General features: G+C 59.5%; 28 protein-coding genes. 9 read left to right on the forward strand and 19 right to left on the reverse strand.

All coding sequences use genetic code 11. The features are described 5' to 3' along the window. The first annotated feature begins 12 nt into the window (after window positions 1–12). The 4 genes from AC06DS_RS00720 (at window position 13) to AC06DS_RS00735 (ending at window position 3,435) form a co-directional block, all read left to right on the forward strand. Window positions 13–1,341 carry a DEAD/DEAH box helicase gene (locus tag AC06DS_RS00720; RefSeq protein ID WP_434815592.1) on the forward strand — a complete coding sequence of 443 codons (1,329 nt, stop codon included), beginning with the start codon at window positions 13–15 and terminating at the stop codon, window positions 1,339–1,341. Further along, window positions 1,338–2,645: an Rv3212 family protein gene (locus AC06DS_RS00725; RefSeq protein ID WP_293790802.1), complete on the forward strand. Its 1,308-nt coding sequence runs from the start codon at window positions 1,338–1,340 to the stop codon at window positions 2,643–2,645. Before AC06DS_RS00720 ends, AC06DS_RS00725 begins: the two co-directional genes overlap by 4 nt. A gap of 365 nt (window positions 2,646–3,010) precedes the next feature. Then, complete coding sequence (locus AC06DS_RS00730; protein ID WP_005293852.1) at window positions 3,011–3,277, forward strand: WhiB family transcriptional regulator; 267 nt, start codon at window positions 3,011–3,013, stop codon at window positions 3,275–3,277. Between the two features lie 83 nt (window positions 3,278–3,360). Further along, the gene (locus tag AC06DS_RS00735; protein WP_011274008.1) at window positions 3,361–3,435 is read left to right on the forward strand and encodes a 50S ribosomal protein bL37; all 75 of its coding nucleotides are present in this window, start codon (window positions 3,361–3,363) and stop codon (window positions 3,433–3,435) included. A gap of 97 nt (window positions 3,436–3,532) precedes the next feature. On the opposite strand, the gene AC06DS_RS00740 is transcribed toward AC06DS_RS00735, so the two are convergent. From AC06DS_RS00740 to AC06DS_RS00755, 4 genes are all read right to left on the reverse strand, one after another. Then, window positions 3,533–3,904, reverse strand: coding sequence for a PH domain-containing protein (locus AC06DS_RS00740; RefSeq protein ID WP_293790801.1), 372 nt, complete (start codon window positions 3,902–3,904; stop codon window positions 3,533–3,535). Between the two features lie 72 nt (window positions 3,905–3,976). Then, window positions 3,977–4,240, reverse strand: coding sequence for a mycothiol system anti-sigma-R factor (gene rsrA, locus AC06DS_RS00745; protein ID WP_293790800.1), 264 nt, complete (start codon window positions 4,238–4,240; stop codon window positions 3,977–3,979). A 5-nt stretch (window positions 4,241–4,245) separates the two neighbouring features. Next, entirely contained in the window at window positions 4,246–4,860 is a 615-nt protein-coding gene (locus tag AC06DS_RS00750; RefSeq protein WP_293790799.1) for a sigma-70 family RNA polymerase sigma factor, read from the reverse strand. 33 nt (window positions 4,861–4,893) lie between these two features. Beyond that, window positions 4,894–5,526: an SOS response-associated peptidase gene (locus tag AC06DS_RS00755; RefSeq protein ID WP_477100735.1), complete on the reverse strand. Its 633-nt coding sequence runs from the start codon at window positions 5,524–5,526 to the stop codon at window positions 4,894–4,896. 72 nt (window positions 5,527–5,598) lie between these two features. Between AC06DS_RS00755 and aroA the strand changes: the two genes are divergently transcribed. Further along, complete coding sequence (gene aroA, locus AC06DS_RS00760; RefSeq protein ID WP_477101209.1) at window positions 5,599–6,888, forward strand: 3-phosphoshikimate 1-carboxyvinyltransferase; 1,290 nt, start codon at window positions 5,599–5,601, stop codon at window positions 6,886–6,888. Beyond that, a complete protein-coding gene (gene rsgA / locus AC06DS_RS00765; RefSeq protein WP_476727905.1) occupies window positions 6,889–7,896 on the forward strand; it encodes a ribosome small subunit-dependent GTPase A in 1,008 nt (335 codons plus the stop codon). Between the two features lie 7 nt (window positions 7,897–7,903). Here rsgA and AC06DS_RS00770 read toward each other — a convergent pair whose 3' ends face one another. Both AC06DS_RS00770 and AC06DS_RS00775 read right to left on the reverse strand, forming a co-directional pair. Next, on the reverse strand, window positions 7,904–8,410 hold the full coding sequence (locus AC06DS_RS00770; RefSeq protein ID WP_477100736.1) for a DUF6912 family protein: 507 nt from the start codon (window positions 8,408–8,410) through the stop codon (window positions 7,904–7,906). Between the two features lie 3 nt (window positions 8,411–8,413). Further along, window positions 8,414–8,824: an HAD family hydrolase gene (locus AC06DS_RS00775; protein ID WP_293790794.1), complete on the reverse strand. Its 411-nt coding sequence runs from the start codon at window positions 8,822–8,824 to the stop codon at window positions 8,414–8,416. Window positions 8,825–8,949: 125 nt separating this feature from the next. Here AC06DS_RS00775 and AC06DS_RS00780 point away from each other — a divergent pair, with 125 nt between their 5' ends. Then, on the forward strand, window positions 8,950–9,450 hold the full coding sequence (locus AC06DS_RS00780) for an Rv3235 family protein (RefSeq protein WP_293790793.1): 501 nt from the start codon (window positions 8,950–8,952) through the stop codon (window positions 9,448–9,450). A 2-nt stretch (window positions 9,451–9,452) separates the two neighbouring features. Here the strand turns inward: AC06DS_RS00780 and secA are convergent, their stop codons facing one another. From secA to AC06DS_RS00825, 9 genes are all read right to left on the reverse strand, one after another. Next, on the reverse strand, window positions 9,453–12,056 hold the full coding sequence (secA, locus tag AC06DS_RS00785; RefSeq protein ID WP_477100737.1) for a preprotein translocase subunit SecA: 2,604 nt from the start codon (window positions 12,054–12,056) through the stop codon (window positions 9,453–9,455). Window positions 12,057–12,239: 183 nt separating this feature from the next. Beyond that, entirely contained in the window at window positions 12,240–12,926 is a 687-nt protein-coding gene (hpf, locus tag AC06DS_RS00790; RefSeq protein WP_293790791.1) for a ribosome hibernation-promoting factor, HPF/YfiA family, read from the reverse strand. Window positions 12,927–13,086: 160 nt separating this feature from the next. Further along, window positions 13,087–13,695 (reverse strand): ComF family protein, encoded by a 609-nt coding sequence (locus AC06DS_RS00795; RefSeq protein WP_477100738.1) that lies wholly within the window; start codon window positions 13,693–13,695, stop codon window positions 13,087–13,089. A gap of 103 nt (window positions 13,696–13,798) precedes the next feature. After that, window positions 13,799–15,523 (reverse strand): MtrAB system accessory lipoprotein LpqB, encoded by a 1,725-nt coding sequence (gene lpqB, locus AC06DS_RS00800; RefSeq protein ID WP_477100739.1) that lies wholly within the window; start codon window positions 15,521–15,523, stop codon window positions 13,799–13,801. Beyond that, window positions 15,516–17,129: an MtrAB system histidine kinase MtrB gene (mtrB, locus tag AC06DS_RS00805; protein ID WP_477101210.1), complete on the reverse strand. Its 1,614-nt coding sequence runs from the start codon at window positions 17,127–17,129 to the stop codon at window positions 15,516–15,518. The genes lpqB and mtrB overlap by 8 nt, the downstream gene beginning before the upstream one ends. Before the next feature lie 174 nt (window positions 17,130–17,303). Next, window positions 17,304–17,981, reverse strand: coding sequence for an MtrAB system response regulator MtrA (gene mtrA, locus AC06DS_RS00810; protein ID WP_293790788.1), 678 nt, complete (start codon window positions 17,979–17,981; stop codon window positions 17,304–17,306). Between the two features lie 5 nt (window positions 17,982–17,986). Next, window positions 17,987–18,637 carry a dTMP kinase gene (locus tag AC06DS_RS00815; protein ID WP_293790787.1) on the reverse strand — a complete coding sequence of 217 codons (651 nt, stop codon included), beginning with the start codon at window positions 18,635–18,637 and terminating at the stop codon, window positions 17,987–17,989. 2 nt (window positions 18,638–18,639) lie between these two features. Further along, a complete protein-coding gene (ahcY, locus tag AC06DS_RS00820) occupies window positions 18,640–20,079 on the reverse strand; it encodes an adenosylhomocysteinase (RefSeq protein ID WP_293790786.1) in 1,440 nt (479 codons plus the stop codon). 93 nt (window positions 20,080–20,172) lie between these two features. Then, complete coding sequence (locus tag AC06DS_RS00825; protein ID WP_477101211.1) at window positions 20,173–20,577, reverse strand: DUF4259 domain-containing protein; 405 nt, start codon at window positions 20,575–20,577, stop codon at window positions 20,173–20,175. Window positions 20,578–20,730: 153 nt separating this feature from the next. On the opposite strand from AC06DS_RS00825, the gene AC06DS_RS00830 reads away from it, so the two are divergent. Continuing rightward, window positions 20,731–21,558 (forward strand): hypothetical protein, encoded by an 828-nt coding sequence (locus tag AC06DS_RS00830; RefSeq protein ID WP_477100740.1) that lies wholly within the window; start codon window positions 20,731–20,733, stop codon window positions 21,556–21,558. Here the strand turns inward: AC06DS_RS00830 and manA are convergent. The 3 genes from manA to AC06DS_RS00845 are packed head-to-tail and all read right to left on the reverse strand — an operon-like array spanning window position 21,536 to window position 24,448. Then, a complete protein-coding gene (gene manA / locus AC06DS_RS00835; protein WP_477100741.1) occupies window positions 21,536–22,618 on the reverse strand; it encodes a mannose-6-phosphate isomerase, class I in 1,083 nt (360 codons plus the stop codon). The two genes, AC06DS_RS00830 and manA, sit on opposite strands and share 23 nt — an antisense overlap. 11 nt (window positions 22,619–22,629) lie before the next feature. Next, window positions 22,630–24,006, reverse strand: coding sequence for a phosphomannomutase/phosphoglucomutase (locus AC06DS_RS00840; RefSeq protein WP_473963580.1), 1,377 nt, complete (start codon window positions 24,004–24,006; stop codon window positions 22,630–22,632). Window positions 24,007–24,019: 13 nt separating this feature from the next. After that, window positions 24,020–24,448 carry a DUF3499 domain-containing protein gene (locus AC06DS_RS00845; protein WP_477100742.1) on the reverse strand — a complete coding sequence of 143 codons (429 nt, stop codon included), beginning with the start codon at window positions 24,446–24,448 and terminating at the stop codon, window positions 24,020–24,022. A 76-nt stretch (window positions 24,449–24,524) separates the two neighbouring features. Here AC06DS_RS00845 and AC06DS_RS00850 point away from each other — a divergent pair, with 76 nt between their 5' ends. Continuing rightward, window positions 24,525–24,977, forward strand: a complete 453-nt coding sequence (locus AC06DS_RS00850; RefSeq protein ID WP_477100743.1) for a metallopeptidase family protein — start codon at window positions 24,525–24,527, stop codon at window positions 24,975–24,977. A gap of 4 nt (window positions 24,978–24,981) precedes the next feature. Here AC06DS_RS00850 and AC06DS_RS00855 read toward each other — a convergent pair whose 3' ends face one another. Then, window positions 24,982–25,347, reverse strand: a complete 366-nt coding sequence (locus tag AC06DS_RS00855; RefSeq protein ID WP_293790780.1) for a WhiB family transcriptional regulator — start codon at window positions 25,345–25,347, stop codon at window positions 24,982–24,984. Between the last annotated feature and the right edge of the window lie 225 nt (window positions 25,348–25,572).

Raw genomic sequence — 25,572 nt, forward strand, 5'->3', positions numbered from 1 at the left:
GGTGGGAGCTCCATGAATACCGGTTCCCGCCCCTCTTTTAACGCCCTCGGAGTAGCCGCGGAAATCACGGAAGCCCTGGCAGAGACCGGTATCACCCATGCCTTCGCAATCCAGGAATACACCCTCCCGATCGCCCTCAAAGGTTCGGACGTCATCGGACAGGCGCGCACGGGCATGGGTAAAACGTTAGGTTTCGGCATTCCTGTTCTCGATCGGGTTTTTGATGACGCCGCCGTCACCGCCCCCGACGGCACCCCACGCGCCTTGATCGTGGTGCCTACTCGAGAGTTGTGCCTGCAAGTCACCGACGATCTCACTGCAGCTGCCAAGAATCTACGGGTGCCGGTGGGAGCCGAAGGGGCGTCACCAAGAAAGAGCAAGACCCGTGCTCTGCAGGTACAGGCGGTGTATGGCGGCGTGGGCTTCGAGAAGCAAACCGCCGCGCTGACCAGTGGAGCGGACGTCATTGTGGGCACGCCGGGCAGATTGTTGGATCTTTCCCGGCAAGGGCACTTGCAACTGGAGACAGTTGAAATCGTGGTGTTGGACGAGGCCGACGAAATGCTGGATCAGGGGTTCCTGGATGATGTGCGCGACATCATCACGCAGACCAGTCCGAAGCGGCAGACGATGCTGTTTTCTGCCACCATGCCGGGGCCGATTGCTGCACTGACCAGGACGCTAATGCACCACCCCATACTCATTCAGGCTGATAGCGCGGCGACGGAGGCCACCCACGAAACGACGAAGCAGGTAGTTTTTCAGTCCCACAAACTGGATCGACTCTCCGCACTAGCTAGAATCCTGCAGTCACCGGGACGGGGGCGCAGCATCGTTTTCGCACGTACGAAGCGGCAGGCCGCGAATGTGGCGCAAGAGCTGGCCGAGCTGGGCTTTCGCGTGGGCGCGGTGCACGGTGACATGCGACAAAAAGACCGGGAAGAATCACTAAGCGAGTTCCGCCGCAACGAAACCGACGTTATGGTCGCTACCGACGTCGCCGCACGCGGCATCGACATCGAGGATGTCACGCACGTCATCAATTATCAGGTGCCCGACGACGAACGCACATACGTACACCGCATTGGCCGCACTGGTCGAGCCGGCAATACGGGCACTGCCGTCAGCCTCATCGGCTGGGATGAAGTCACACGGTGGAACGCGATCAACGAAGCGCTGGGGCTGGGTTTGTCGGATCCACCCCAGTGGTTCTCGTCAAGTAAAGAGTTTCTGGCAGAGTTTGGCCTGCCAGAGAGCATCAGCGACCGGATTGGGCCGGCACGTGGAGTGAAAGGTGCGGCATTGAAGGTAAAGAAGTCCAGTAGGAGGCCTCGTCGATGAGCCGTCGTCTACCTTCCCCGGAACGCGCGCGCCGCAGCGATCACGTCATTGCCGCAGCGCTTGCCTGCAGCGTTTTAGCTCTCGGTGGCGTCACGTGGCTGGGATCCGATGCGCGCAAGGTGGATCACCAAGTTGCCAGCGATCCAATCACCGCTGACGATCGAACACTCGACGCCGGCAAGGATGCCAAAACTCCAAAGGCTCCTCAGCGGCTGAAGGATTTATGGTCCGCAGAAACCGATTCCACCGACCTCGTGGTGGATCAGGGCGGCGTGGTACTGACCGACGGCAACAATGCAAAGATGGTGCGCGGGCAGGACGGCTCGGAGGTGTGGCACTACAGCGCACCAGAGGACCTGTGTGGGGTGGCGGCGAACTGGCAGAAGACGAGTCTGTTCTTGCAAGGGCCGAAGGGCTGTGGGCAGGTTGTGTCCCTAGACAGCAGCACCGGAAAATACCGGCACACCCGCGACATGCTGGCCGCCAATAATGTGAGGCTTTTCCAGAGCCGCGATGCAATCGGGATGTTGGCTCCCGCTCGCACAGAGCTCCTACGTACCGATCTCGTGCGACTCGTGGAGGTCGGTGAGAAGCTGACCGAAGTAAAGCCTGGCAGGCAGAAATACGTAGAGTGCAGTTTTACCTCCGCGCTGACCCGCAAGGAACTCTTGGCTACCGCACAGACCTGCCCGGACGATGAGAAGAAGCTGATTCGGCTGTTGAAGACAAAGCCGGAGGACTCGGACGCGCCGGAGAAATATCACGAGTACGAGGTTCCAGCAGGCAGTGAGCTAGTGGCCATTGGCATAGATCGAGCGGCGATTTACGTACCGGGTAATGGCAAGCGTGCGAAAGACGGAAAAGACAACGAGGGTTCGCGCTTCCAGGTGCTCGACAAGGAAGGTAACTTTCAACAGTACCCGGCAGACCCTGCTCCCCTGCTGAATCCGCAGCAACGCAACGGAGAACTCTTCAGCCCCCAGACGGCAGACTCGGCGCACTTGATGAGCTGGTTCGACGGCGCACGGGTGGTTACCTTCGGACCGTCGACACTGGAACCAAAGTTCACGGTTGAGGGGGCCATAGGTCCTGCGGTTCCTCTCGGTGGGCGGCTGTTAGTGCCGACGTACAAGGGAATTGACGTGGTCGATTGGGATAATGGCAAGGTTTTGCGGACGATCCCTGTAGACCGTAAGGGCTACGAGGGCATGGTGACGCTGAAGCAGACGGGCGATGTGTTGGTTGAAAAGCGTGGCGAGACTGTGGTGGCACTAGGCTCCGCCGAAGATGGCGCAACCGAATAATCGCTTCAGTTCCGCTACAGCAAATCGTTTTCTTGTGATGTTTCTCACATTTTGAATCTAAACTCTAGCCAAGCTGTCAAAAACGTGCCAAAATTCTCCAAGTAACCGAGAAAAGACCAAGAGGTTAACAGTAAGCCAACAAGGTCTTAATCGTCTGGCGAGAAGCCGCCGCGGCCACTTCACACACGGGCCTGCACGCCACTTCGCCACAAACACTTTTGCCTGAATTAACCTAGAGATTCTCTAGGTTAATTCGTCGAGCCCAACTTCGATCTCCGGCTTAAGTGCACCCACCCACAACGCAAGCAACCAAGACGACGCACCCGGGCATTTGTTGCCCGAAAAAATAGAAGGGAAACACAACAATGGATTGGCGCCACAAAGCCGTTTGCCGTGAAGAAGACCCCGAACTGTTCTTCCCTGTAGGAAACTCCGGCCCTGCCCTGGCACAGATCGCCAAGGCCAAGCTGGTCTGCAACCGCTGCCCCGTCGCTTCCCAGTGCCTGAACTGGGCCATCGAGTCCGGACAGGATGCCGGTGTATGGGGCGGCATGGCCGAGGATGAGCGTCGCGCCCTGAAGCGCCGCACCAACCGCGGACGCACCCGCACCCGCAAGCGCATCACCGTTTAAGACCGACATTTTGCCCAGCTTCGCACCCCCGCTAAGCTGAACTGGTTGGAAACAATCCCCTGTAAACACCAAGGAGCTGCACAATGAGCAAGCGTGGCCGCAAGCGCAAGGATCGTCGCAAGAAGAAGGCTAACCACGGTAAGCGTCCAAACAGCTAAGCCGTAATCAAAGGCCGGTGGGTACCGTATTACACGGTTTGCCCACCGGCCTTTTGCTTTTCCTACTCCTCGACCAACGCTACTGCGCTACCAAAAGCTATAGTGCTCCAAGAACGCTGTGCGCAATCAACGAGTCTAAACGGCGAACATCCAGATCCCGCCCGATCTTCACCTTGATCTTCCCGGCGCGCGTCCATAGTTCAATCTCAGCATTGAAGTCCAGCGTTCCAGCATTCTCGGTGGACCACATATTAATTGACGAATAGGGCAAAGAGTAGACCTCAACCTTCTTACCGCGCAGCCCCTGTGCGTCACGCATGATCAAACGCTTGGTCGTAAAAACCGCGCTATCCCTAAAAGTCTTGAACGCCACAACCGCCTGTTCGCCGGGCACTAGTAGTGCCATTACGTCCTGTGGGATCGCGACTTCTTCGATAAATGTCCATTCCGCGATCTGAGCAGCTTCCATCTTTCTCTCCTTCTACTTTTAACTTGGATTGTCTTCCAAAAACTAACCGGTAGAAAGCAACGATACTTGGATCTACTCCTCCACGCGGTAGCTAATCACCCGCAGCTGCGTACAAATCCGCGCGCGCAACTCCACCGGTGCCGGCTGGCTACAACAACTGCGCAGCAGATCACGAACCTGTTGCTCAATACCCAGCTGCCGCAGGCATTCCGGGCACGCATCCGCATGAGCACGCAACCGCTCACGGCTCTCCCAGTCGGCGTCACCATCGGCAACCTCATAGAGCGCATCCAGCAGGTCGTCGCAATCGGTCTTTCGCGAATTCTCTCCGAACATATGCCCTATCCCTTCGCTTCCGTGAGTTTCTTCTGAGCCTCGCCAGTCACAATCCCGTGCTCTGCCGCCACGTCTTTAAGCTTGCTGCGCAGCTGCTTGCGCCCGCGGTGCAACCTGGACATCACGGTTCCTATGGGAGTATCCATGATCTCCGCGATTTCCTTATAGGCCAGGCCTTCCACGTCCGCGTAATACACGACCATGCGGTAGTCGTCGCCCAAGCTCATCAACGCATCCTGAATGCGCTTGTCCGGAATGTTCTTCAGCGCCTCAACCTCGGCCGATTCCAATCCCACGGAGTCGTGCTTTGCCGTCTCCGCCAGCTGCCAATCGGTCATATCCTCGGCGCTGGATTCCGTAGGTCTGCGCTGTGCCTTGCGGTAGTTGTTGATGTACGTATTCGTCAGGATTCGATACATCCACGCCTTCAGGTTGGTGCCTTCCTTAAAGGAGCCAAAAGCCTGATAGGCCTTCATATACGCGTCCTGCACGAGGTCCTGCGCATCAGCTGGGTTACGTGTCATCCGCAATGCCGCTCCATAAAGCTGATCCAGCAGAGGCAATGCTTCGGCCTCGAACCTGTGCAGCAGCTCATCAGCGCTGTCGTTGCTGCGTTTCATTCGCTCACCTCTCACCTTTCTTCCAACGCAATTCTATCCCTCACTCATTCCCACCAGTTCCGGATAGTTATTGGCCACGGAACCGACCTTCCTATCGGCCTTGCGGCTGTCGACAACTGTTTCTTTATTTGGTGACGCCACCATGTCCGTCTCCTCGCCTTTCAACCACGCACCGAGCTCATCGCCGACCAGGATCCGGGGCATGCGGCTGTGTAGCCACTCGAGTTCCGGTAGAGCTGCGACGGTAATAATCGTGCCGTACAGCTGTCCCTCCACCGCCTTGCACAGCCCTGCCGCATACATCGGCTGATTGTCTGCAGCAGTGCTGAACCAGGGCTGCTTCTTGCCATCTGCTCCGACCGTCCACTCGTACCAACCGTCCATGGGGAACGCACAGGGCACCGATCCTGCAAACAATGGCTTGGAGAATGCCGTTTCTCCCCTGGCATTAAACACCGTCTTAGGAGGATATCCCCACCGCGCAGGTCCGATTGCAGTCTCGTTTCTAAACTCCCGTACGATCGGCACCTCGGTCGTTGGGGCCACGTTAAAGTTGGCCGGCCAGTCTCCCTCCCCAGCGCGCAGGATGCGGGATGTACCCAGCCGATGGCGTAGATTATCCGCAAGCTGTTCGAGGGAGCTAAAAAGAACGTATCGGCCACACATACCTGCCCATTATGCCTACCCCGCACTTCTTTTCCTGGGAAAAAGTGAGACAATACGAATATGTCTGCTGGTATGTTTAAAGAACTCTGGCCCGCCCCCGTCGCCACCGAGCCGGTACAGGCCACCGTGGCCATCCCGGGGTCGAAGTCGATAACAAATCGCGCGCTCATCCTCGCCGCGCTGGCGGATGAGCCATCCACCATCACCGGTGGGCTCATCAGCCGGGACACGGAGCTGATGATGGCAGCACTGCGATCCATGGGCACCCAGATCTTGGTAAAGAACGACCAGATGCACGTCACACCTGCCGAGGAGCTCCACGGCGGACAGGTGGACTGCGGCCTGGCTGGCACTGTCATGCGTTTCGTCCCCCCAATCGCCGCTCTGGCCACTGGCACAGTCGCCTTCGACGGAGACGTGGAAGCCCGCCGCCGCCCGATGTCCACCACTCTCAGTTCCCTGCGCGCCCTCGGCGCCACGGTGAATACCAGCACAGAGTGCAATCCGGAGGGACTTCCCTTCTTTGTCGAGGGCACCAGTGAGGTCAAGGGCGGAGAGATCACGATCGATGCCTCGCAGTCCTCCCAATTTGTCAGTGGCTTACTGCTGGCCGGCGCGCGTTTCACCGAGGGCGTTACCGTTATCCACGAGGGCAATTCCCTGCCTAGCCAGCCGCACGTAGAAATGACGGTCCAGATGCTGCGTGAGTCGGGCGTGACCGTGGAGACGTCCTTCAACCGCTGGACGGTACATCCGGGTCCGATTCAGGGGCGCCGTTGGACGGTAGAACCCGACCTATCAAACGCCACCCCTTTTATGGCCGCCGGCGTGCTGACCGGGGGCACTGTTCGCATCCAGAACTGGCCCGCAACCACTAATCAACCGGGTGACCAATTCCGCCAGATTCTGTTGGACATGGGCGCGGAAGCAGAATTGGATGTCCACAATGACGAGCTTGTAGTCACTGGTACTGGCCGCATCAACGGCATCACCTGGGACATGCACGATATCGGCGAGCTCACCCCCACCGTCGCAGCCCTCGCCGCGCTCGCGGAAACCCGCAGCCACCTTTATGGCATCGCACACCTGCGCGGCCACGAAACGGACCGGCTACAGGCACTGGCGGACAATATCAACGCCCTGGGCGGAAATGTGGAGCAGACCGCCGATGGTCTCATCATCCATCCGGCGGCTTTGGAAGGAGGCCGGTGGGAATCTTATGCCGACCACCGGATGGCCACTGCGGGAGCTATTCTCGGTCTGCGCGTCGAGGGCATCGAAGTCTCGGACGTAGACACAACCGCCAAGACCCTTCCCGGATTCCGTCGCCGCTGGGCGCAGCTCCTGGGGCAGGAACGCTAAATGGCGCGGAGTCACAGCAGCGCCCGCCACTGGGATGAGTCCGATGTACGTGTCCGCCCAGGCAAAGGCTCCCGCCCGCGCACCAAGGATCGTCCCAGCCACAAAAACGCGAAGCGTGGCATGGTCGTCTCCAAAGACCGTGGCCGCTGGGGCGTGGTGTTAGACGAGGACGGCACCTTAGTCACGTGCATGCGCGCCCGCGAGATGGGACGCACCAATGTCGTTGTCGGCGACCACGTTGGGGTGGTCGGCGACACTTCTGGCAAAAAGGACACACTGGCGCGCATCGTGCGTCTTGAAGACCGCACGTCCGTCCTGCGTCGAACGGCAGACGATACGGATTCCTATGAGCGCATCGTCGTCGCCAATGCGGACTATCTCCTTATCGTCAGCGCCGTCGCCGACCCACCTCCGCGTACTGGCTTTGTGGAGCGGGCACTTATCGCCGCCTTTGTCGGCGGGCTGACTCCGTTGGTGTGCCTCACCAAGTCCGACCTCGCCGATCCCAGCGCCTTCGCTGCCGAGTTCCGCGACCTTGACGTCGAGGTGCTCACCACCGGTGTAGACGACTCTCTGGATGCGCTCACAAAGCACATCACAGGCAACGTCAGCGCCCTTGTCGGCCACTCAGGCGTTGGAAAATCCACCCTGGTCAACCGCCTTATTCCCGACGCAGAACGCGCCACCGGCGAGGTCAGTGGCGTGGGCAAGGGGCGCCATACTTCCACCCAATCGGTCGCCCTCAAGCTCCCGCAGGGCGGTTGGATCATTGATACTCCCGGTATCCGCAGCCTTGGTTTGGCACATGTAGATCCGGACACCGTCGTAGAAGTCTTCGAGGATCTACGCGAGGTGATCGATGACTGCCCCCGCGGCTGCACTCATATGGGCCCACCTGCGGACCCAGAGTGCGCACTGGATTCTCTTACCGGCCCATCCGCTCGGCGCGTCACCGCAATCCGGCGCCTGCTAGAGGCGTTGCGCAGTAATAACGAGTGGGAGATGTAGCCGCAAGCTACATCAGGTCCACCAAGAACGGCAGCTCTTTGCCGTCGTACCAGCTCATCAGGTTGTCTTCACAATCCCCCAACGCGAACTCTGCGTCCTCATCCCCGAGGTCAGCCGCGTCGATGCACTCAATTGCCTTGGCTGTGGCAGCTTCCGCGTCGGCGTCATCAACATGGATCGCCAGCAACTGCTTTACCTGAACGACAGCTGGATCCAGCCGCACCACTGACTCGCCATCTTCTGGCACCAGCGTCACCGACGAGTCGTCGAATTCTGCGCTAATCACCACGCGGCGGTGTGGGAAGCGTTCCTCCCCACCTGCGCTCAACAGGCGCAGAGAAGCACGGGCGGCGTCGAGGAAAGCGGTGTATGCCAGTTCCTCTTCGTCACCGCCGGTGTAGAACTCCCGCACCGCGGGGGTCAGGGCAAAGCCCACCCCAGAGCGCACAGGGTGCTCGCCCTGTTCCGCGAGGGTGCCCAGCATGTCAAAAGTCGCGGGAATGTACACCAACATGGTTTAGAACTCCCCCTCGAGCTCGAATACACCCGTGATCTCCACGACCGCACGGTCGAACTGCTGGTAGTAAATACCGATCAGGCCGGCACCGACGGCACCGCGGATGTTCAGAATATTGTCATCCACCAGCACCAGATCCTCCTTCGGCAGTTCCAGACGCTCAGCGGTAATGCGGAAAATCTCCTCCGAAGGCTTCTCCGCCCCCACTTCACCGGACAGGATCACGGCATCCACGTAGCCGCCCTCTAGCCAAGTTCGAATCGGCGCGGCTCCAGCCCCACCTGGATCATTGGACAGGATCGCCGTAGCGATGCCCTCCGCCCGCGCCGCTGCGAGTAGCTTCCTCCACCGGCGACGATCTTCCTCGGCGCCGTCCAATACTCCGCAATAATCAACTACTAGTCCACGCATGCCCTACATTCTGCCATCTTTTCTGCTCCCGCCGCCCCTCAGGGGCGCACACTTCGCTATAGTTATGGCCGTATGGCGCCTTCGGGGGAACGCGTCAGCGGTACATTTTCTAGGGGGAATTCTTCGTGACCACATCTGCTTCTACACGTCCACTGTCAAAGTTCGTATTCCTACGCCCGCCCACCCCGGCTATTGCTGTACAGCCAACAACGGCCGAAGCTACCGATTCTTTTCTTGACGCCCACACGCCTCCACCCCAACGCATTGCGCAGATCGTCAAGTTGTGGCTGGAGGCATTGGAAGGCCGCCGCCCCATCGAGCACCTGCGTCGCGCGCCCTTTAGCGAGCGAGTGCTAGAGCAATTGCGTGTCCGCCGAACCGTGCGACCGACCCCGACGATCGGGCGCGCGGAACAGGGGGCGTCGATAATAAGCCTGCACATACAACCGAGCGCAGGCGACTGCGTGCGCTTTTGTGCGTCGGTACAGATGGGTGACAGGGTGCGAGCGCTGGCGGGTGCCATGTCGCAACACACGCAAAAGCGCCGCGCGGGGCTACATCAACTGCGTAGCTCCGCGCGGCGCGGGAAGAAAGTCTGGGCTATCGATAGCCTCAGCCTGATCTGAAACTAGCCGCCCATGGTGGTCTGGGTGGCGCGATCCACGGCCACGCCCTCGTTACCCGCTGCCGGATCCTCGACATGCACGGTGTTGGCCTGCTTCAGCTGGTTGCGAACCAGGAACATCTGGCGAACGGTCTCTTCCTTAATGCCGTCCTTCATGCGGTTAAACATGTCGCCACCCTCGCGCTGGTATTCCACCAGAGGATCGCGCTGTGCCATCGCACGCAGGCCAATGCCCTCCTTGAGGTAATCCATCTCGTAGAGGTGCTCGCGCCACTTCTGATCCACGACGTTCAGCAAGGCTGCGCGTTCCATGCCGCGCATCTGCTCTTCGCCGGCGATCTCGGTGACCTTCTCTTCCAGCTCGTCGTACTCGTGGTTTGCATCCTCAAGTAGGGCGTCCAACAGCTGGGAGGAGCTCAGTTCGCCCGGGCGGCCGTACTCGTCCCCCTCGACCAGGGACTCGTGGGTGAAGGTCGGGCCGTAGAGGGAGTCCAGGGCGTTCCACAGGGTATCCAGGTCCCAGTCTTCGACATAGCCCTCGGCGGTTGCACCATCCACGTATGCCTCGATGGTGTCCTTCAGCATGCTGCGGATCTGGGATTCCACATCCTCACCCTCGAGGATCTGGCGGCGCTCACTGTAGATCACCTTGCGCTGCTCGTTCATGACTTCGTCATATTTGAGCACGTTCTTGCGCATCTCGAAGTTGGCGGACTCCACCTGCGACTGTGCACCCTTGATGGCGTTGGTGACCATCTTCGAGTCGATGGCCTCGTCATCCGGGATATTCAGACGAGTCATCAGGGTTTCCATTGTCTGGCCAACGAAGCGCACCATCAGGTCGTCACGCATGGACAGGTAGAAACGGGTCTCGCCCGGATCACCCTGACGTGCCGAACGACCGCGCAGCTGGTTATCGATACGGCGAGACTCGTGACGCTCCGTGCCCAGCACGTACAGGCCACCAACCTCGCGGACCTTTTCCGCCTCTTCCTTGGACTCGGCGCGTACCTTTTCAATCTCGTCGTCCCAGGCTTCCTCGTAAGCCTCCGGGCTTTCGACGGGATCCAGGCCACGCTCGCGCAGGTTAATGTCGGCAAGGATATCCGGGTTACCGCCCAGCACGATGTCGGTACCACGGCCAGCCATATTCGTAGCCACAGTGACGGCGCCCAGACGTCCTGCCTGGGCGACGATCTCGGCCTCCTGCTCGTGGTACTTCGCGTTGAGCACGTTGTGCTTGATGCCACGGCGCTGCAGCAGCTTGGACAGGTACTCGGAACGCTCGACGGAGGTGGTACCCACCAGCACAGGCTGGCCGGCCTCCACGCGCTCGGCGATGTCCTCAGCCACGGCTTCGAACTTCGCTTCCTGAGTCTTGTAGATCAGGTCGACGTGATCCTTGCGCTGATTTTCCTTGTTCGTCGGGATCGGAGCAACATCCAGCTTGTAGGTGGACTTCAGCTCGGCGGCCTCGGTCTCTGCCGTACCCGTCATACCCGCCAGCTTGTCGTACAGACGGAAGTAGTTCTGCAGCGTGACGGTGGCCAGCGTCTGGTTCTCGTTCTTGATCTCGACGTGTTCCTTCGCCTCAATCGCCTGGTGGATGCCCTCGTTGTAACGGCGTCCATCCAGGATGCGGCCCGTGAACTCGTCGACGATGACGACCTCGCCGTTGCGGACGATGTAATCCTTATCGCGGGTGAACAGCTCCTTGGCCTTGATGGAGTTGTTCAGGTAGCTAACAAGCTGCGAGTGCTCAGGTGCGTAGAGGTTCTCGATGCCCAGCTGATCCTCGACGAACTCCACGCCTTCTTCCTTGACGCCCACGGTCTTCTTCCGCTCGTCAATTTCGTAGTGGATGTCGCGGGTCAGCTTCGGGGCAATAGCTGCGAAGGCGGTGAACCACTTGCTGGAACCCTCTACGGGACCGGAGATGATCAGCGGGGTACGTGCCTCGTCGATAAGGATGGAGTCAACCTCATCGACAATCGCGTAGTTGTGGCCGCGCTGCACCAAGTCGTTCAGGGAGTGCGCCATGTTATCGCGCAGGTAGTCGAAACCGAACTCGTTGTTCGTGCCATAAGTGATGTCCGCGTTATAAGCCTCGCGGCGTTCAGCTGGGTTCTTGCCGCTGAGGATCACGTCGGTAGTTAGGCCCAGGAAGCGGTGCACGCGACCCATCCACTCCGAGTCACGCTTAGCCAGGTAGTCGTTAACGGTAACGACGTGGACGCCCTTACCGGACAGTGCGTTGAGATATGCGGGAAGAACACAGGTCAGGGTCTTACCCTCACCGGTCTTCATCTCGGAGACATAGCCAAAGTGCAGTCCGGCGCCGCCCATGACCTGCACCTTGTAATGCTTCTGCCCCAGCACGCGCCAGGATGCCTCACGCGCGGTGGCAAAAGCTTCGAGCAGGATGTCATCCAAGCTCTCGCCGTCGTCTTGGACTCGCTTTTTGAACTCTTCGGTCTTGGCCTGCAGTTCCTCGTCGCTGAGCGCGGAGTATTCCTCTTCGAGGTCCATCACTTGGTCGGCGATCTTCGCGAGACGCTTGACCGCACGGCCTTCGCCCATTCGGAGAATTTTCGAAAGTCCTAGCACGCTGATGCTGTCCTTTTCTCGGTTTTTAAAACTTGTTAGCTAACTTGTCGGCTTCGGACAATCCTACCCCCACCCCCAAGGTCACGGGCAACTACACCCCACAACAAAACCAAGAAAACCGACCTTCCGCGGTTTAAGGGCGGAAGGTCGGTGGGGAGGAAGTTGGAAAGCTTTTTAAGCTACTTAGGCTTCTTTCTCTTCCAGAGTGATCAGGCCGTAATCGAAAGCGTGGCGACGGTAAACCACGGACGGCTGGCCGTTCTCTTCGTTGATGAATAGGAAGAAGTCGTGGCCAACGAGTTCCATCTCGCTTAGCGCCTGGTCAACGCTGATCGGGGCGGCCTTGTGAACCTTCTTGCGCACAACCTGACCGGGCTTGAACTGGTCCTCGTAAGGATCAACGTCGTAAGGTCCAACCTCTTCCGGCTTCGTCTCAGCCTTCGGCTGGGCTTCCTCAACCAGGTTGGCAGTAGCTTCGCCCACAGACATAGGGGTGCGGTGTCCGGAGCGGGCGATCTTGCGGCGAGCCTTCACCTTGCGCAAGGAGCGTTCCATGCGTCCGATTGCGACCTCGAGAGCAGCGTAGAAGGAATCTTCCTTGGCCTCCGCGCGAGCGATGTGCCCCTTGCCGGTTGCGGTGATTTGCAGACGATCCTGCTGGTCACCACGGCGCGGGTTAGGCTCGTGCTGCAGCTCTACGTGGAAAAAGGTGAGGGTAGGATCCAGGCGTTCAATCTTTGCCAGCTTGCCCTTGACTCGCTCTGCGAAGTGCTCTGGCACCTCGACATTGCGGCCGGTGATTTCCACGCCTGCCTCTGGTGCAGACAGTTCCTCGTTGCCAAAGTTGGACGAGTTTTTGCCGGTCGACATTGCTCAACCTCCAAGGTCATTCACCGCCAGAATCAGGCCGGATTACCCACCTTCCAACGGTGATCGTTCCACCTATTATTCTACCGATCGACAAGACGACATTTGCACATAACCCCCTGATTGATACTAGTTCTGCTACTTGTTTCCGTTACCAATGTGTTTAGGCACCCGCCAGCACCAAAGCCAACCGGGGACGGACCCCGTGCGCCGACAGCGCAAATGCGAATTGGGCAGTTGTAGCACCGGTGGTGCACACATCATCCACAATCACTACCTCGTCTGCCCCGCGTAGCCTCCCCACCGCTACGGGATCGAAGAGAATGTTCCTTGCAACATTTTCTCGCCGCTGGTGACGGTCCAACCCCACTGAGTCCACGCTCGATTCATCGAGCCATGCCACCGGACAAACCTCCACCCTGGGATATAGTTCAGCGGCTGCTTGGCAGAACCTCGTGACAATGTCCCCTCCGCGGTGTCGCGCTGCCGACCTGCGAGTTGGAGCGGGCACCAGCCTGACCCGCCCCCACCTCGGGTCCGGCACCAAACCTAAGCCGCTGACGTGCAAAATCCCGGCGGCCAACAGACGACCAGCTACACCAATCGCCGCCGGGCGCAGTCGTTCCTTTGCGCTCAGGATCAGCATGCGTCGCGCACCGCCATACGTGCCAGAAACAAAAACCGGTACGGCAGCTACCCGTGGCTGCCAGCGCTGCCACGGGTGCATCAGCTGTAACCCGCACTCCTCGCACAGCTGTTCTCCCACGGCCACGCCGGCCGGGTGCGCCTGCATCCGACCACAGCACACACAATCCGCGCGCCACACCAATCCGGCAAGCGCGTTTAAATCCCCCAATATCCCCACAGGCAAAAGCCTAGTCGGCCAACAAAGGTGTTGCCCGCTTTCCCTGCATCGTGGGAACTTCACGCCAGAACCGCGACTTCTCTGAAGTCACGTCGAACTGCATCAACGCATTGGCATCGGTGACGTAGATCTTGTTGCCATCCGTTGCCACCGACACCACCGGTGCGGATAGGTTCCGACCCGTAATTTGCTGCGAATAGGATCCGTCCACCTCGATATCCCACACTGGGGCGTCGTTAGCACGTGTGCCGACCAGCACGGATCCATCTTCCGCCCACTCGGCGCTTACCGCCGTATCGCCTACTGCGTTACCGATCTCCACTGGGGCTCCGAGTCGCTTCGTGCCCTCGTCTGTCGTCTCCAGCACCGCAACATACACGCGCCCATTGACCACCATCACAGCTCGCGTGCCGTCATGAGAAACACGGAATACGCTAATGCGCTTTTTGTCGCCGTGGATCATCCTCAGCGTGGATCCATCGACCTTCTGCTCTCCCACGTTTCCGGTCTCGGGATTGCGTGTAACCTCAATGATCTTCTCACCGTTGGCGACGACGTATACCGAGGTCGCATCGAGTCCCCAGCTTGGCCTGGTCAGAGAATCCGCTTTCACGGAGCTCACCGGCTGGTCCTCCTTGGCTCCAATCATCAGCTGACGTGGCTCATCGCCCCGCCCGGTCACTGCGGCATAGACCTCATCGCGGGAACTCAGCGATGCTGATTCGATATAGCGCTGGGTTAGCCACCCATCGAGCTTCTTCGCCCGCGTGCCATCCGGTTGATAAATATCTCCGCCAGAAACTGCCCGCAATGGCACTTGAACTCGCACATTCGGGTCGTACTGCGACAGGTCCTGAACCAACCATTTCCCCTGCATGTCATCGCTCATTGGGGTGCCATCGGCAGTGAGCTCATAAGGCCCACGCACTTCCGAGCCCGCTAAAGTCCATACAACCTGCGCAGCAAGCAATCGTCGTCCATCGGCGGACAGACCTTGCAGACCGGTAAAGCTAACGGAAGGGTCGCCCTCCTGGTCGTTAGACACCTGGGCGGTGGCGCCATCGGGAAGAAGATTCCTCACGGCCTTTTTTAATCGTTCCTGGGGCCCTGCGACCAGCAAAGACACCAGAGAGGCTGCGGTGGACTGCTGACCGGTGTAGATCCAACGGCGATCCGGCACTAGTGCCCTGCCATTGCGATCCGGGAAGTAGATATTGCGCGCACGGTAGGTGCTCACAAAATCTTGGCGATCTAGCACCACCACGTTCGGCAGATTACTGATACGCCATTGCCCATCGATGTTCTGCATTTCATAGGTGGTTTCAAAAGCCGTGAACTGCGGATCGAACACACCACCCACGCCAAGGGTTCCGACGACGTTGCCGCGCACACGATAGGTGATCTTCGTGTCACTTCCCTGCCCCTCAGAGGCAATATCGATGCGGTCGAGCACCATCGTTGGCGCATCGGATTGCCATCGTCCCTGCATACCACTGGTAAGGAACTTCTTCGCCGCTTGATGCTCCCGCAGCGGGTGGGCACTGGCGGTAAAGAAATCACGCAGAAGTAGATCAGACGGCTGCCCATCAGAAGGCGTCGGAGCCTCCTGTCCACTAGGAGCCGGCGCATAGCTAGAGATCGCTTCGGGTTTGGTGCTGTCCGGAAGCGTAGAGCACGCGGCCAGCAGACCCAGCCCAGCCACTGCGGCCAGTACCTTTGTGCTCTTGTTACTCATCGTGGCTACCTTCCTGTTCCTCGGTAGTGACGCCCTTATCCTCCACCGCCATCGGTAATGGCGAGGAGTGCACGGTGCGCCCTTGTTGTAGCGGGAGGGTCAACCGGAAGCAGGCTCCCACGCCAGGTTCACCGGCTGCTTCGAGGCGACCACCGTGGAGGTTTGCGTCCTCCTTAGCAATGGCGAGTCCCAGCCCAGTGCCGCCGGTACGGCGCTCTCGGGAGGGATCGGAACGCCAAAAACGGTTGAACACCATCTCTTCTTCGCCGGGCTTAAGTCCCACACCGTGGTCGGTGACAGTGACAGCCAAAGCATCCGCACCTACCGCCATCTTCACCTCAACTGGATTGCCTTCGGAGTGATCGACAGCATTGGCAAGCAGGTTGCGAAGGATCCTCTCCACCCGTCGCGAATCGACGGCAACAATCACCGGTTCCTCCGGAAGATCCACGATAAACTCCGTGCCGATGTCCTCGGCAATGGCGCGCACCTGCTGCAAAGCGGAGCGCACGACACCGCGCACGTCGACTTTTTCAGCCGATAGGTTCGCCACGCCCGCGTCGTGACGAGAGATCTCCAGCAGGTCACCTAGCAGAGTCTCGAAGCGATCTAGCTCCTTGGTCATCAAGTGCGCTGCGCGAGCGGTCAGGGGGTCAAGTTCATCCGCATTGTCCTCGATCATGTCCGCGGCCATGCGAACCGTCGTCAGAGGAGTACGTAGTTCGTGGGAGACGTCTGAGGTGAACTGGCGCTGCAGGGAACCGAACTCCTCCAGATTGCGAATCTGGGTGGACAGCTTCTCTGCCATGTCATTAAAGCTATATGCAAGCTTGGCCACCTCATCCTGACCATTGACGACCATACGCTCGTGGAGGTGCCCAGCAGCCAGCTTCTCAGCGATTTTGGACGCGGCACGCACTGGCCCAATGATCTGTTGTGAGAACACCCAGCTGATCACCATAAGCAAGATAATGAGGACGATTCCACCGGCCATCAAAAGGCCACGCATCAGGTTCAGCGTGACTTCCTCCGAAGTCAAAGGCACCAGCAAGTAGAGCTCTAACCCGGGAATGTCGGAGTAGACGGGACTGCCGATGATGAGTGCTTTGTAACTACCGTTTTCTCCGTTGACGCGGGCGTATTGGTACGAGACCTGCCCCTGACGCACAAACTCGCGTAGATTCTCGGGAATGTCAATGTTCGCGGGAATACGGGTTTCGGAATCGCTGGCGTCAGAAGCAATAAGCACCGAGTCATAGACCGGAGCGCTCGATTGATCCATTCCCGTTGAGCGATTCGAGAGCACGGCTCTGGCAGATGTCAGCCTCACTGAGACGGGATTAGAGGAGTCCGTGGAGGCTATCTGCTCCTCCACTGCAGCACGCGCTCGATCCATGCTGTCGACGCCTTCGGAGAATCTGGTAGCCAGCAGTTGCTGGCTAAGGAAACCCGTCAGCAGAAATCCCATTAGCAGGAATGCAAAGGTGCTGGAGGCCAGCACGCTGCCGATAACGCGCAGCTGAATGGACTGGCGCCATCGCAGACTCAGCGAATTGATCGCCCGCACCCAGGTATCCTTCGGCCGTCGGAAGAAATCCCGCAGCACAGACCAAAACGTCGAACCCGCGGCAAGGGTCTTTTCCCGTTTCCTTAAAGGGAATTTCTTGCCATTTGGGGATCGCCAGCGCGACGGGCGGGGGTTAGCCTGTGTGGCTTCCTGCTGCTTTTTGCCCCGCCGGACGGGGGCGTTTTCTTGATGCTCCTGATCCACGTGGAAAACTTATTCGCCCGTCTTGTATCCGATTCCGCGAACGGTCTGGATGATCTTCGGATCATCCGGATCCTTCTCCACCTTTGCTCGCAAGCGCTGGACATGCACATTTACCAGGCGGGTATCGCTGGATTTGCGGTAGCCCCACACCTGCTCCAGAAGCTCCTCGCGGGAGAACACCTGGCGCGGACGGGAAGCAAGCGTCACGAGCAGATCAAACTCAATGGGGGTCAGTGCGATCTCCTGGCCGTCCCGGATGACCTGGTGACCGGGCACGTCGATCGTCAGGTCGGCAACTTCGATGGAATCGACCTGTGTTTCTTCCGGGGTGCGGCGCAGGCGAGCCCTCACACGTGCGACCAGTTCCTTCGGTTTGAAGGGCTTGTGCACGTAGTCGTCGGCACCGGATTCCAGCCCCAAGACCACGTCCACGGTGTCGGTACGTGCGGTCAGCATCACGATCGGTACCGTGGAACTCTCTCGAATGGCCTTGCACACGTCGATGCCATTCATGCCAGGCAGCATCACGTCGAGCAGAATGAGATCCGGGTTGTGCTCCTCGGCGGCCTTTACGGCCTCCACGCCGTCACCCACGACGATGGTGCGGAACCCCTCGCCCTGCAGGACGATGGTGAGCATTTCAGCAATAGCCGGGTCGTCATCAACCACCAGAATTTTCGTGTCCACGGTTGTCATCCTCTCATTTCTTCCAATAGATCCGCGACCTTCACCGCGCGACCTTCGTAGTCATCCCCGGTGCTATCGACCGTCACCCATGGGCTCAGCCACTGCTGCTCCGCCAACGCTCGATAAGCCTGGACGGTTCGCTCCTGCAAACTGCTATCGCGCTCATAGGCATCGCGCGCCCGAGTCTCGTCCACAGCTTCCCGCGCTTCGGCGCGCTGCCCGGCAACCTCAGCCTCCACGTCAACAAGGATCTGCAAATGCGGTGCCGGAATCCCCAGGGTCTCCTGTTCTAGCTGCGTCACCCAGTCGCCAACCTCAGCCACATTGCTGCCCAACCGGGCGGTTGAATAGGCCACGTTCGACGCGGTGTAGCGGTCGATCAGAATGACGTAACCATCCTCATCGAAGTCCGCTAGGTCCGCCGCGATCTCGCTGCGATCTAGTGCGAAAAGCGTGGCCATGCCATGCACCGAGTCAATCAGATCGCCCAGCTTCTCATGCAGCGCCTCGCGCGCCAGCATCGCCGGATTCGATTCCTCATAGCGCGGAAATGCGATGCGTGCCACTGGCACCTCGCGCGCTACCAACTCTTTTTCAACGGCAGTAACCAGGGTATTTTTCCCCGCGCCGTCGACTCCTTCAAAGCTAACGATCATTTTTAGTATCGGTAGTGCTCTGGCTTGAACGGCCCGGCGACATCCACGCCGATGTACTCCGCCTGCTCCTTGGTCAACGTCGTCAGCTTACCGCCGAGCGCCTCAACGTGAATGCGGGCGACCATCTCGTCCAAGATCTTCGGCAGGCGATAAACGTCGTTGCCATACTGATCCGACTTCGTAAACAATTCGATCTGTGCAATCGTCTGATCGGCAAAGGAGTTGGACATCACGAACGATGGGTGGCCGGTAGCATTACCCAGGTTCAGCAGGCGACCTTCACTCAACACCACGATGGATACCGGCTCGCCGTCGGCGCCGGGGAAGGTGAACTCGTCAACCTGCGGCTTAATGTTCACGCGGCTAACGTCCTCGCGGTGCAGCAGGCTGGCCATGTCGATCTCGTTATCGAAGTGGCCGATGTTGCCCAGCACCGCGTGGTTCTTCATCATCTGCATGTGCTCAAACGTGATAATCCCGAGGTTCCCCGTCGCGGTGATGACAATGTCGGCGTCACCAATAAAGTCCTCTACCTGCACTACCTCGAAGCCGTCCATGAGCGCTTGCAGGGCGTTGATCGGATCGACCTCGGTGACCTTAACGATCGCACCCTGGCCCGCCAGCGCTTCGGCACAGCCCTTACCTACGTCACCGTAGCCGCACAGCAGGACGGACTTGCCGCCGATCAGCATGTCGGTAGCGCGGTTGATGCCATCGATCAGCGAGTGGCGGGTGCCGTAGCGGTTGTCGAACTTGGACTTCGTCACGGCATCGTTGACGTTCATCGCCGGGAATGGCAGCACGCCTTGCTCGGCAAAGTGGTAAAGGCGGTGCACGCCCGTCGTTGTTTCTTCGGTGACACCCTTGATGCTTTGTGACGCCCGGTTCCAGAACTTATCGTCCTCCGCCAAGGCTTCACGCAGCATCCCGAGGAAGGCCTTGTACTCATCGGAGTCATGATCCTCGGCATCCGGAACGAGGCCTGCGTTTTCAAATTCCATGCCCTTGATGACAGCCATGGTCGCATCGCCACCGTCGTCCAGGATCATGTTGGCTTCTACGCCTTCTCCCCAGGTGAAGATCTGCTTCAGGCACCACCAGTACTCGTCCAGGGTCTCGCCCTTCCAAGCGAACACCGGCACGCCGGCGGGTGCGTCCGGGGTTCCCTCACCAACGACAATGGCGGCCGCGGCTTCGTCCTGGGTGGAAAAGATATTGCAGGAGGCCCAACGAACCTCAGCGCCGAGGGCCACCAGAGTTTCGATCAGCACAGCTGTCTGCACGGTCATGTGAATGGAGCCAGCGATACGGGCGCCCTTCAGGGGCTGTTCGTCGGCGTAGTCGCGACGCAGCTGCATGAGCCCGGGCATCTCGTATTCCGCCAGGCGAATCTGGTGGCGGCCGGCCTCTGCCAGCGAGAGATCCTTGACTTTAAACTCCATGGGTGGGGTGACTCCTCAAATGATGACAGGTCTATTTTCTATGGACAGTGTATTAGACGGGCATTGAACGGCGTTTGAGATGCCTCGAAATGTCTAACTGAGTGCCTCGACGAAGGTCTCCAGGCCGTCGGCTTCGTCGCCATCTTCGGTGTCATCACCGTCGTTGGCACTGGCCGCGCGCCACTCCATCTCCCCATCGAGCAGTTGCAGGGACACTTCCTGCAAGTTCTCCGGGCACTCGCCGATATGGGCACGAATATAAGGGTGTTCGTCTGCCACGCTGGCTGTACTGAAGGGAGCACCGCCCCAAATGGCGGCCACAGTGGCGGCGCACAGCCCGATGGAATAGTCCACGGAGTCCGGCTGTCCATCCCGCAGCGCCAAATTTACGGCGTCCACCAGGGCTCCAACTACCTCGGGGTCCTCCAGCTCTGCCAGTTCGTCCAGGAAGTCCACATTGTCTTCCTGCGAGAAAATGAATTCGTCCCAGTTGCTCATCGTGCCGGCCTTTCTATCGCTCAATTACCGACTGTAGCGTGTTTACACGGGCGACAACTATGGTCAAGGATCGTGATTCCTGATAGGCTCGTTTTGAGCTTAATCAAATTGTGACCTTCGAGGGGCACAGATCAAAACAGGGAGGTGAGCCAGGTGGCAGCAGAAGAAACCGAACAGCACTCCACCGAAGAGCAGTCCTCCGTGCCTCGGGTAATTAGCGGGATCGCGATTATCGGTTTGGTACTCGCAGGTGTCATCGGGGTTTGGACGTGGCAAGCAGGCTCCGAAGCGACGGCTCCGAAGCGAAACAATGCGGACGAATCTACGATCGCCATCAGCACCGGCGCGGCTTCGCAAAAGCATGACGTTGTCCCTGGCAATGGTGGTACCGACGAACCCGAGCAGCAGGCGCCCCCGGCCTACTCCACCAATAGCCCGAATGGTAGCGAAATGGGAGAGTTCAACAACGTGGCGCCATTAGGGCAAGATCCCTACTTGCCCCCCAACTCCTGGGATGGCTACCGTTCGTATAACTCCCAGCCTTCAAAGACGATCATCGCGGAAGGCCTGAACTCACGCGATGCTGTCCAGCCCCAGCAACAAGCGCAACCGAGTCAGCAGCCGGCACAGTCTCAGCTCCCGGCACAGCCGCAGACTCAGGCACAGCCGCAGACTCAGGCTCCCAAGCCAGAGCAGAATGCTGGCCCTGTCCTTCCGACGATCCCGACGCTACCGACTAAACCTGCGCTACCTGGCGGTTCCGACGGGCCGAGTAAGCCTGCCGAAACGGAAAAGGGTACCGACGCAAACGCCACCGTGCCGCCGGACTTCACCCCGTCTCCGTCCAAGGCTACCGAGCCCACCGAAGCCGCCGGGGACGACAAACCCCAGACTGCTCCTGCCCCCAAGCCCAACGGTGAGTCTGACAGGCCCACCGATACCACGCTGGGGCCGGCAACTACACCCCAGGACGAGCGATAAAAGCCTGGCCGCGTACGCTGGCCGACTCGCCGAAAGGCACCCAGACGGCGGAGCCACTGTCGACATGTGCTCCTTCGCAGTCCACGTCTCCACCGACCGCCAGCACGATCGCCGGGCCTTCAACAGCCCCCTCGCCCGCCAACCGGCGCAAGCTAAACTCCTTAGCCGGGGTGTGGTACACGCCGGTTTCGTCGGCACGCAGTCGCGGGTCGGAGAGTTCCTCCCAGCGCACCACCTTCATCAACTCATTGATATCGATATGCTTTGGCGTGAGCCCGCAGCGCAGCACGTTGTCGGAGTTTGCCATGATCTCCACCCCTGTTCCGCACACATAGGCATGCAGCTGTCCGGCATCGAGGTACAAGGCCTCCCCCGCCTGTAACTCCACTCGGTTCAGCAGCAGCGCGAACAGCACACCACGATCCGCGGGGTACTGCTCCTCCAATCGCAGAACCAGATCCGCCACGTCACCCATCCAGCCGTCAGCGGTAGTTACCAGCTCTCGGCAGCGCCGCGTGAGGGCGTCAAGAACCGCAGATACTTCCTCGTCCGGAAGGTGCAGTGCGCGCTCAACCGCAGCGTGCAGGTCGTCACGCAGGAAATCAAGCTCCGGCAATGCCAGCCAGTCCAGCAGTTCACGGGTGCGTGCAACTGGCCGGAAGCCCGCCATAGCCTCAAACTCGCCCAGCGCTACCAGAAGCTCAGGCTTGTGATTGTCATCCTTGTAGTTGCGTTCGAAGGCATCACGGGGAATCCCGGCGGCGTCCTCCGCCGCAAAACCGGCTTCGGCTTGAGCTTTCGTGGGGTGCACCTGGATGCTCAGTGCACGCTCTGCAGCCAGAAGTTTGAGCAAAAAGGGCAGGTGCTTATGCCCGGCGCCCAACTGGCCTTCCGGATCGGCCTCAATGAGGTCCAAGAGTGGGCCCGGTGCTCCCGGGTGAGCTCCGAACCACAGCTCGGCCTCCGGCTCTGAGGTCGGTGTAGCACGCCCCTGCAGCTTGGCGAGGGATTCATGTGACCCCCAGGCATAGTTCTGAACAGCACCTTCGATACGCTGCATCAGCTTTCCTCCTAAGCCCGGATGACGGACAACGCTTCGTCGACGATGGCTTTTACTCCCTCGTCGTCACGTGCCTCGACGTTGAGGCGCAGCAGCGGTTCGGTGTTCGACGCCCTCACGTTCAGCCAGGAACCGTCCTGCAATTCGATAGTCACGCCATCCAGGCGGTCGACGGATGCAGTGCGGTCGGCAAACGCTTCCACTACAGCCTCGGTGCGTCCCGCCTGGTCGGCCACCTCGGAGTTGATCTCGCCAGAGGCGCGGTAGGTCTCATAGGCGCGCTTTAGCTCGGACAGGGGCTTGTCCTGCTCGCCCAAGGTAGCCAGCACGTGGAGCGCAGCAAGCATGCCGGAATCGGCGTTGAAGAAGTCGCTGAAGTAGTAGTGCGCGGAGTGCTCACCACCGAAGACGGCACCTTCCTTTGCCATCTGCGCCTTAATGAAGGAGTGGCCAACGCGGGTCCGCACTGGCTTTCCTCCCTTGGCTTCCACCAGTTCGCGGACGGACTTGGAAGTAATGAGGTTATGGATGATTGTGGCGCCCGGCTGCTCATCCAGGTAGCGCTCGGCAATCATGGCGCAGATCGTGGAGGGGGAAACGGCCTCGCCCTTCTCGTCCACGATGAAGCAACGATCCGCGTCCCCGTCGAAGGCGATTCCCAGATCCGCACCCTTGTCCACGGTGAACTTCTGCAGATCCACCAGGTTCTTCGGATCCAACGGGTTGGCCTCGTGGTTCGGGAAGTTACCGTCGAGTTCGAAGTACAGGTCAAAGACTTCCAGCGAGCTCTGCTGCAGTACAGCGGGGACGGTCAATCCGCCCATGCCGTTGCCGGCGTCCACCGCGACCTTCAGCGGTCGGATGTTCAGCGGCACCAGTTTGTTGAGATACTCGGCGTATCCTGCCAGAACGTCTTCGGTGGAGTTAGTACCAGGCGCGCCGTCAAACGTGGGCACGCCGTCGACCAGTTCTGCGGAGATGCGATCCAGGCCGGAATCCTGTCCCACCGGCCGAGCCCCAGCGCGGCAGAGTTTGATGCCGTTGTACTTAGCGGGGTTGTGGGAGGCGGTGAACATGGCTCCCGGACACTGCTTCACACCACTGGCGTAGTAGAGCTCGTCGGTGCTGGTAAGCCCAAGGGAGATAGTGTTCAGCCCCTGCGCGTTCACACCTTCGGCGAATGCTGCCGCTAGAGCCGGGGAGCTGTCGCGCATATCGTGGCCGACAACGATGGTTTCCGCTCCTTCTTCGCGCATAAGGCGGGCGAAGGAACCCGCTACGTCGCGTACGAATTCCTCGTTCAGGAAGCCGGCTCCTTCGCCGACCACACCGCGGACATCGTAGGCCTTGATAGCTGCCGCCACGTCTTTCGGGGAATGAGTAGCCATAGTGGTTTCCTTTCTAGTGCTGGTCTCGAACCGCACGCAGGTGTCGGCGCGGCGTAGACCGGGGCAGGTTCTTCATAGAGGGGTGATGCGGCGTGGATTCTGGAATCTCGGATCGCCTATAGAGCCGAGGGGCAGGCTGCAGATCCTCTTCCTTGTCGCGCTCGGTAGCTTGTTGCACCGCCTCAGCGAGTGCCATCAGATCTTCCTCGTCAGCCTCGGCTGCGGTGTCTTCCACCACTTCATCGACAAATTCTAGCGTCCAGCCCTGCGGGACGGTTGTTCGGCGGGCGTGATTCTCACACAGATCCCACCGGTGAGGGTTTCCGCAAACGCTCAGCGGCCCTACGATGGCTCGCTGCTCTGCATAGTTGAACTCCAGCGTGGCTACGGCGGGCTTGCCGCAACCGGGCCGAGAGCATTGTCGGATAAGAGTCACGCGCATTAGTCTAACCCCTTTTCTTCTGCTTTCGAGCGTGCCCTCGTGGCATGTCGCTGTGGCGTCGTTAAGATGTGTTCCTATGAAGCAGGATGCGCGCATGAGGCAGGATCCCCGAGGACGGGGAATTCGGGGGATCTTGCTACCGGAGGTGCCGCGCAACAAGTCCCGTTCGCAGCGCTTCGACGATGCGGTCATCGATGCGTTCGAGCCAATTCTTGAGCGTTTCGACGCCGAACTTTCCAGCCTTGATATCGCCGTCGATGTCGTACCGCGCATGCGTCTTAATACGGGCTACCGCCAGTGGCCGGAGGATGTCGTCGCAGACGGGCAGGTTCCACTGGGGCGGCTAGTCGCTGCGGGAGTGGATAACAAAGGCACTCCTACCCGTCCACGGATCATTGTATTCCGCCGTCCCGTGGAGTCGCGGGCGTCGTCCGCACAGGACCTGCAGAATCTCCTACGGATGATTATTGTGCGCCTGGTCGCGTGCTACCTCAATGTAACCCCCGACCAGATCGATCCCCGAATGTAATGTCTTAGCCGATACGCTTCTTCAAGCGACGGCGCTCACGCTCGGAGAGCCCACCCCAGATACCGAATCGCTCATCATGTTCAAGAGCGTATTCAAGGCATTCGTCACGCACACCGCAGGCCTGGCAAATACGCTTAGCCTCGCGGGTGGATCCACCCTTTTCCGGAAAGAAAGCTTCCGGATCAGTCTGGGCACACAGAGCCTGCTCCTGCCAGTCCTGCTCCACCGCATCGAAAAGCAGGTCGAAGTCCTGCGTCAGATCGAAGAGGTTCTTCTGGCGCGCTTCGTTGTCCACGTTCGCCTCCTGCTCTACCGCCGAGGAGCCGTCAGCAAAGTGGCCACGAAGGGCGATGTCTACTGACTTGTCCACGGAGTTTCTCCTCTTCTAGTGGGATTTGCTGTGCGCCTGAGTGCGGCGTCTTCTTTGTCGGTCTACTGAAGATTACACACTGGTAATTACATCGCGTCAAGCTTTAGGGAAATCCCACTAGTCACACCAACCCCACCAGCCACAACACCCCCAATAATCCCGTTCCCCTAAGAAAAGGTGCCCGTGCGCAACCACAATGTATGCACGGGCAACCAGTGAAAACCA

It is taken from the genome of Corynebacterium sp. TUM25015 (genome assembly GCF_056393505.1).

Excerpts from the sequence above, each read along its gene's own strand:
- rsrA (WP_293790800.1), bottom strand. The coding sequence starts at position 4,240 with ATGTTCGGAGAGAATTCGCGAAAGACCGATTGCGACGACCTGCTGGAT.
- AC06DS_RS00755 (WP_477100735.1), bottom strand. The coding sequence starts at position 5,526 with ATGTGTGGCCGATACGTTCTTTTTAGCTCCCTCGAACAGCTTGCGGAT.
- AC06DS_RS00730 (WP_005293852.1), top strand. The coding sequence starts at position 3,011 with ATGGATTGGCGCCACAAAGCCGTTTGCCGTGAAGAAGACCCCGAACTG.
- AC06DS_RS00815 (WP_293790787.1), bottom strand. The coding sequence starts at position 18,637 with ATGATCGTTAGCTTTGAAGGAGTCGACGGCGCGGGGAAAAATACCCTG.
- rsgA (WP_476727905.1), top strand. The coding sequence starts at position 6,889 with ATGGCGCGGAGTCACAGCAGCGCCCGCCACTGGGATGAGTCCGATGTA.
- AC06DS_RS00775 (WP_293790794.1), bottom strand. The coding sequence starts at position 8,824 with ATGCGTGGACTAGTAGTTGATTATTGCGGAGTATTGGACGGCGCCGAG.
- AC06DS_RS00825 (WP_477101211.1), bottom strand. The coding sequence starts at position 20,577 with ATGAGCAACTGGGACGAATTCATTTTCTCGCAGGAAGACAATGTGGAC.
- AC06DS_RS00725 (WP_293790802.1), top strand. The coding sequence starts at position 1,338 with ATGAGCCGTCGTCTACCTTCCCCGGAACGCGCGCGCCGCAGCGATCAC.
- AC06DS_RS00850 (WP_477100743.1), top strand. The coding sequence starts at position 24,525 with ATGAAGCAGGATGCGCGCATGAGGCAGGATCCCCGAGGACGGGGAATT.
- hpf (WP_293790791.1), bottom strand. The coding sequence starts at position 12,926 with ATGTCGACCGGCAAAAACTCGTCCAACTTTGGCAACGAGGAACTGTCT.
- AC06DS_RS00720 (WP_434815592.1), top strand. The coding sequence starts at position 13 with ATGAATACCGGTTCCCGCCCCTCTTTTAACGCCCTCGGAGTAGCCGCG.
- AC06DS_RS00845 (WP_477100742.1), bottom strand. The coding sequence starts at position 24,448 with ATGCGCGTGACTCTTATCCGACAATGCTCTCGGCCCGGTTGCGGCAAG.
- AC06DS_RS00750 (WP_293790799.1), bottom strand. The coding sequence starts at position 4,860 with ATGAAACGCAGCAACGACAGCGCTGATGAGCTGCTGCACAGGTTCGAG.
- manA (WP_477100741.1), bottom strand. The coding sequence starts at position 22,618 with ATGCAGCGTATCGAAGGTGCTGTTCAGAACTATGCCTGGGGGTCACAT.
- AC06DS_RS00770 (WP_477100736.1), bottom strand. The coding sequence starts at position 8,410 with ATGTTGGTGTACATTCCCGCGACTTTTGACATGCTGGGCACCCTCGCG.
- aroA (WP_477101209.1), top strand. The coding sequence starts at position 5,599 with ATGTTTAAAGAACTCTGGCCCGCCCCCGTCGCCACCGAGCCGGTACAG.
- AC06DS_RS00740 (WP_293790801.1), bottom strand. The coding sequence starts at position 3,904 with ATGGAAGCTGCTCAGATCGCGGAATGGACATTTATCGAAGAAGTCGCG.
- lpqB (WP_477100739.1), bottom strand. The coding sequence starts at position 15,523 with ATGAGTAACAAGAGCACAAAGGTACTGGCCGCAGTGGCTGGGCTGGGT.
- ahcY (WP_293790786.1), bottom strand. The coding sequence starts at position 20,079 with ATGGAGTTTAAAGTCAAGGATCTCTCGCTGGCAGAGGCCGGCCGCCAC.
- AC06DS_RS00840 (WP_473963580.1), bottom strand. The coding sequence starts at position 24,006 with ATGGCTACTCATTCCCCGAAAGACGTGGCGGCAGCTATCAAGGCCTAC.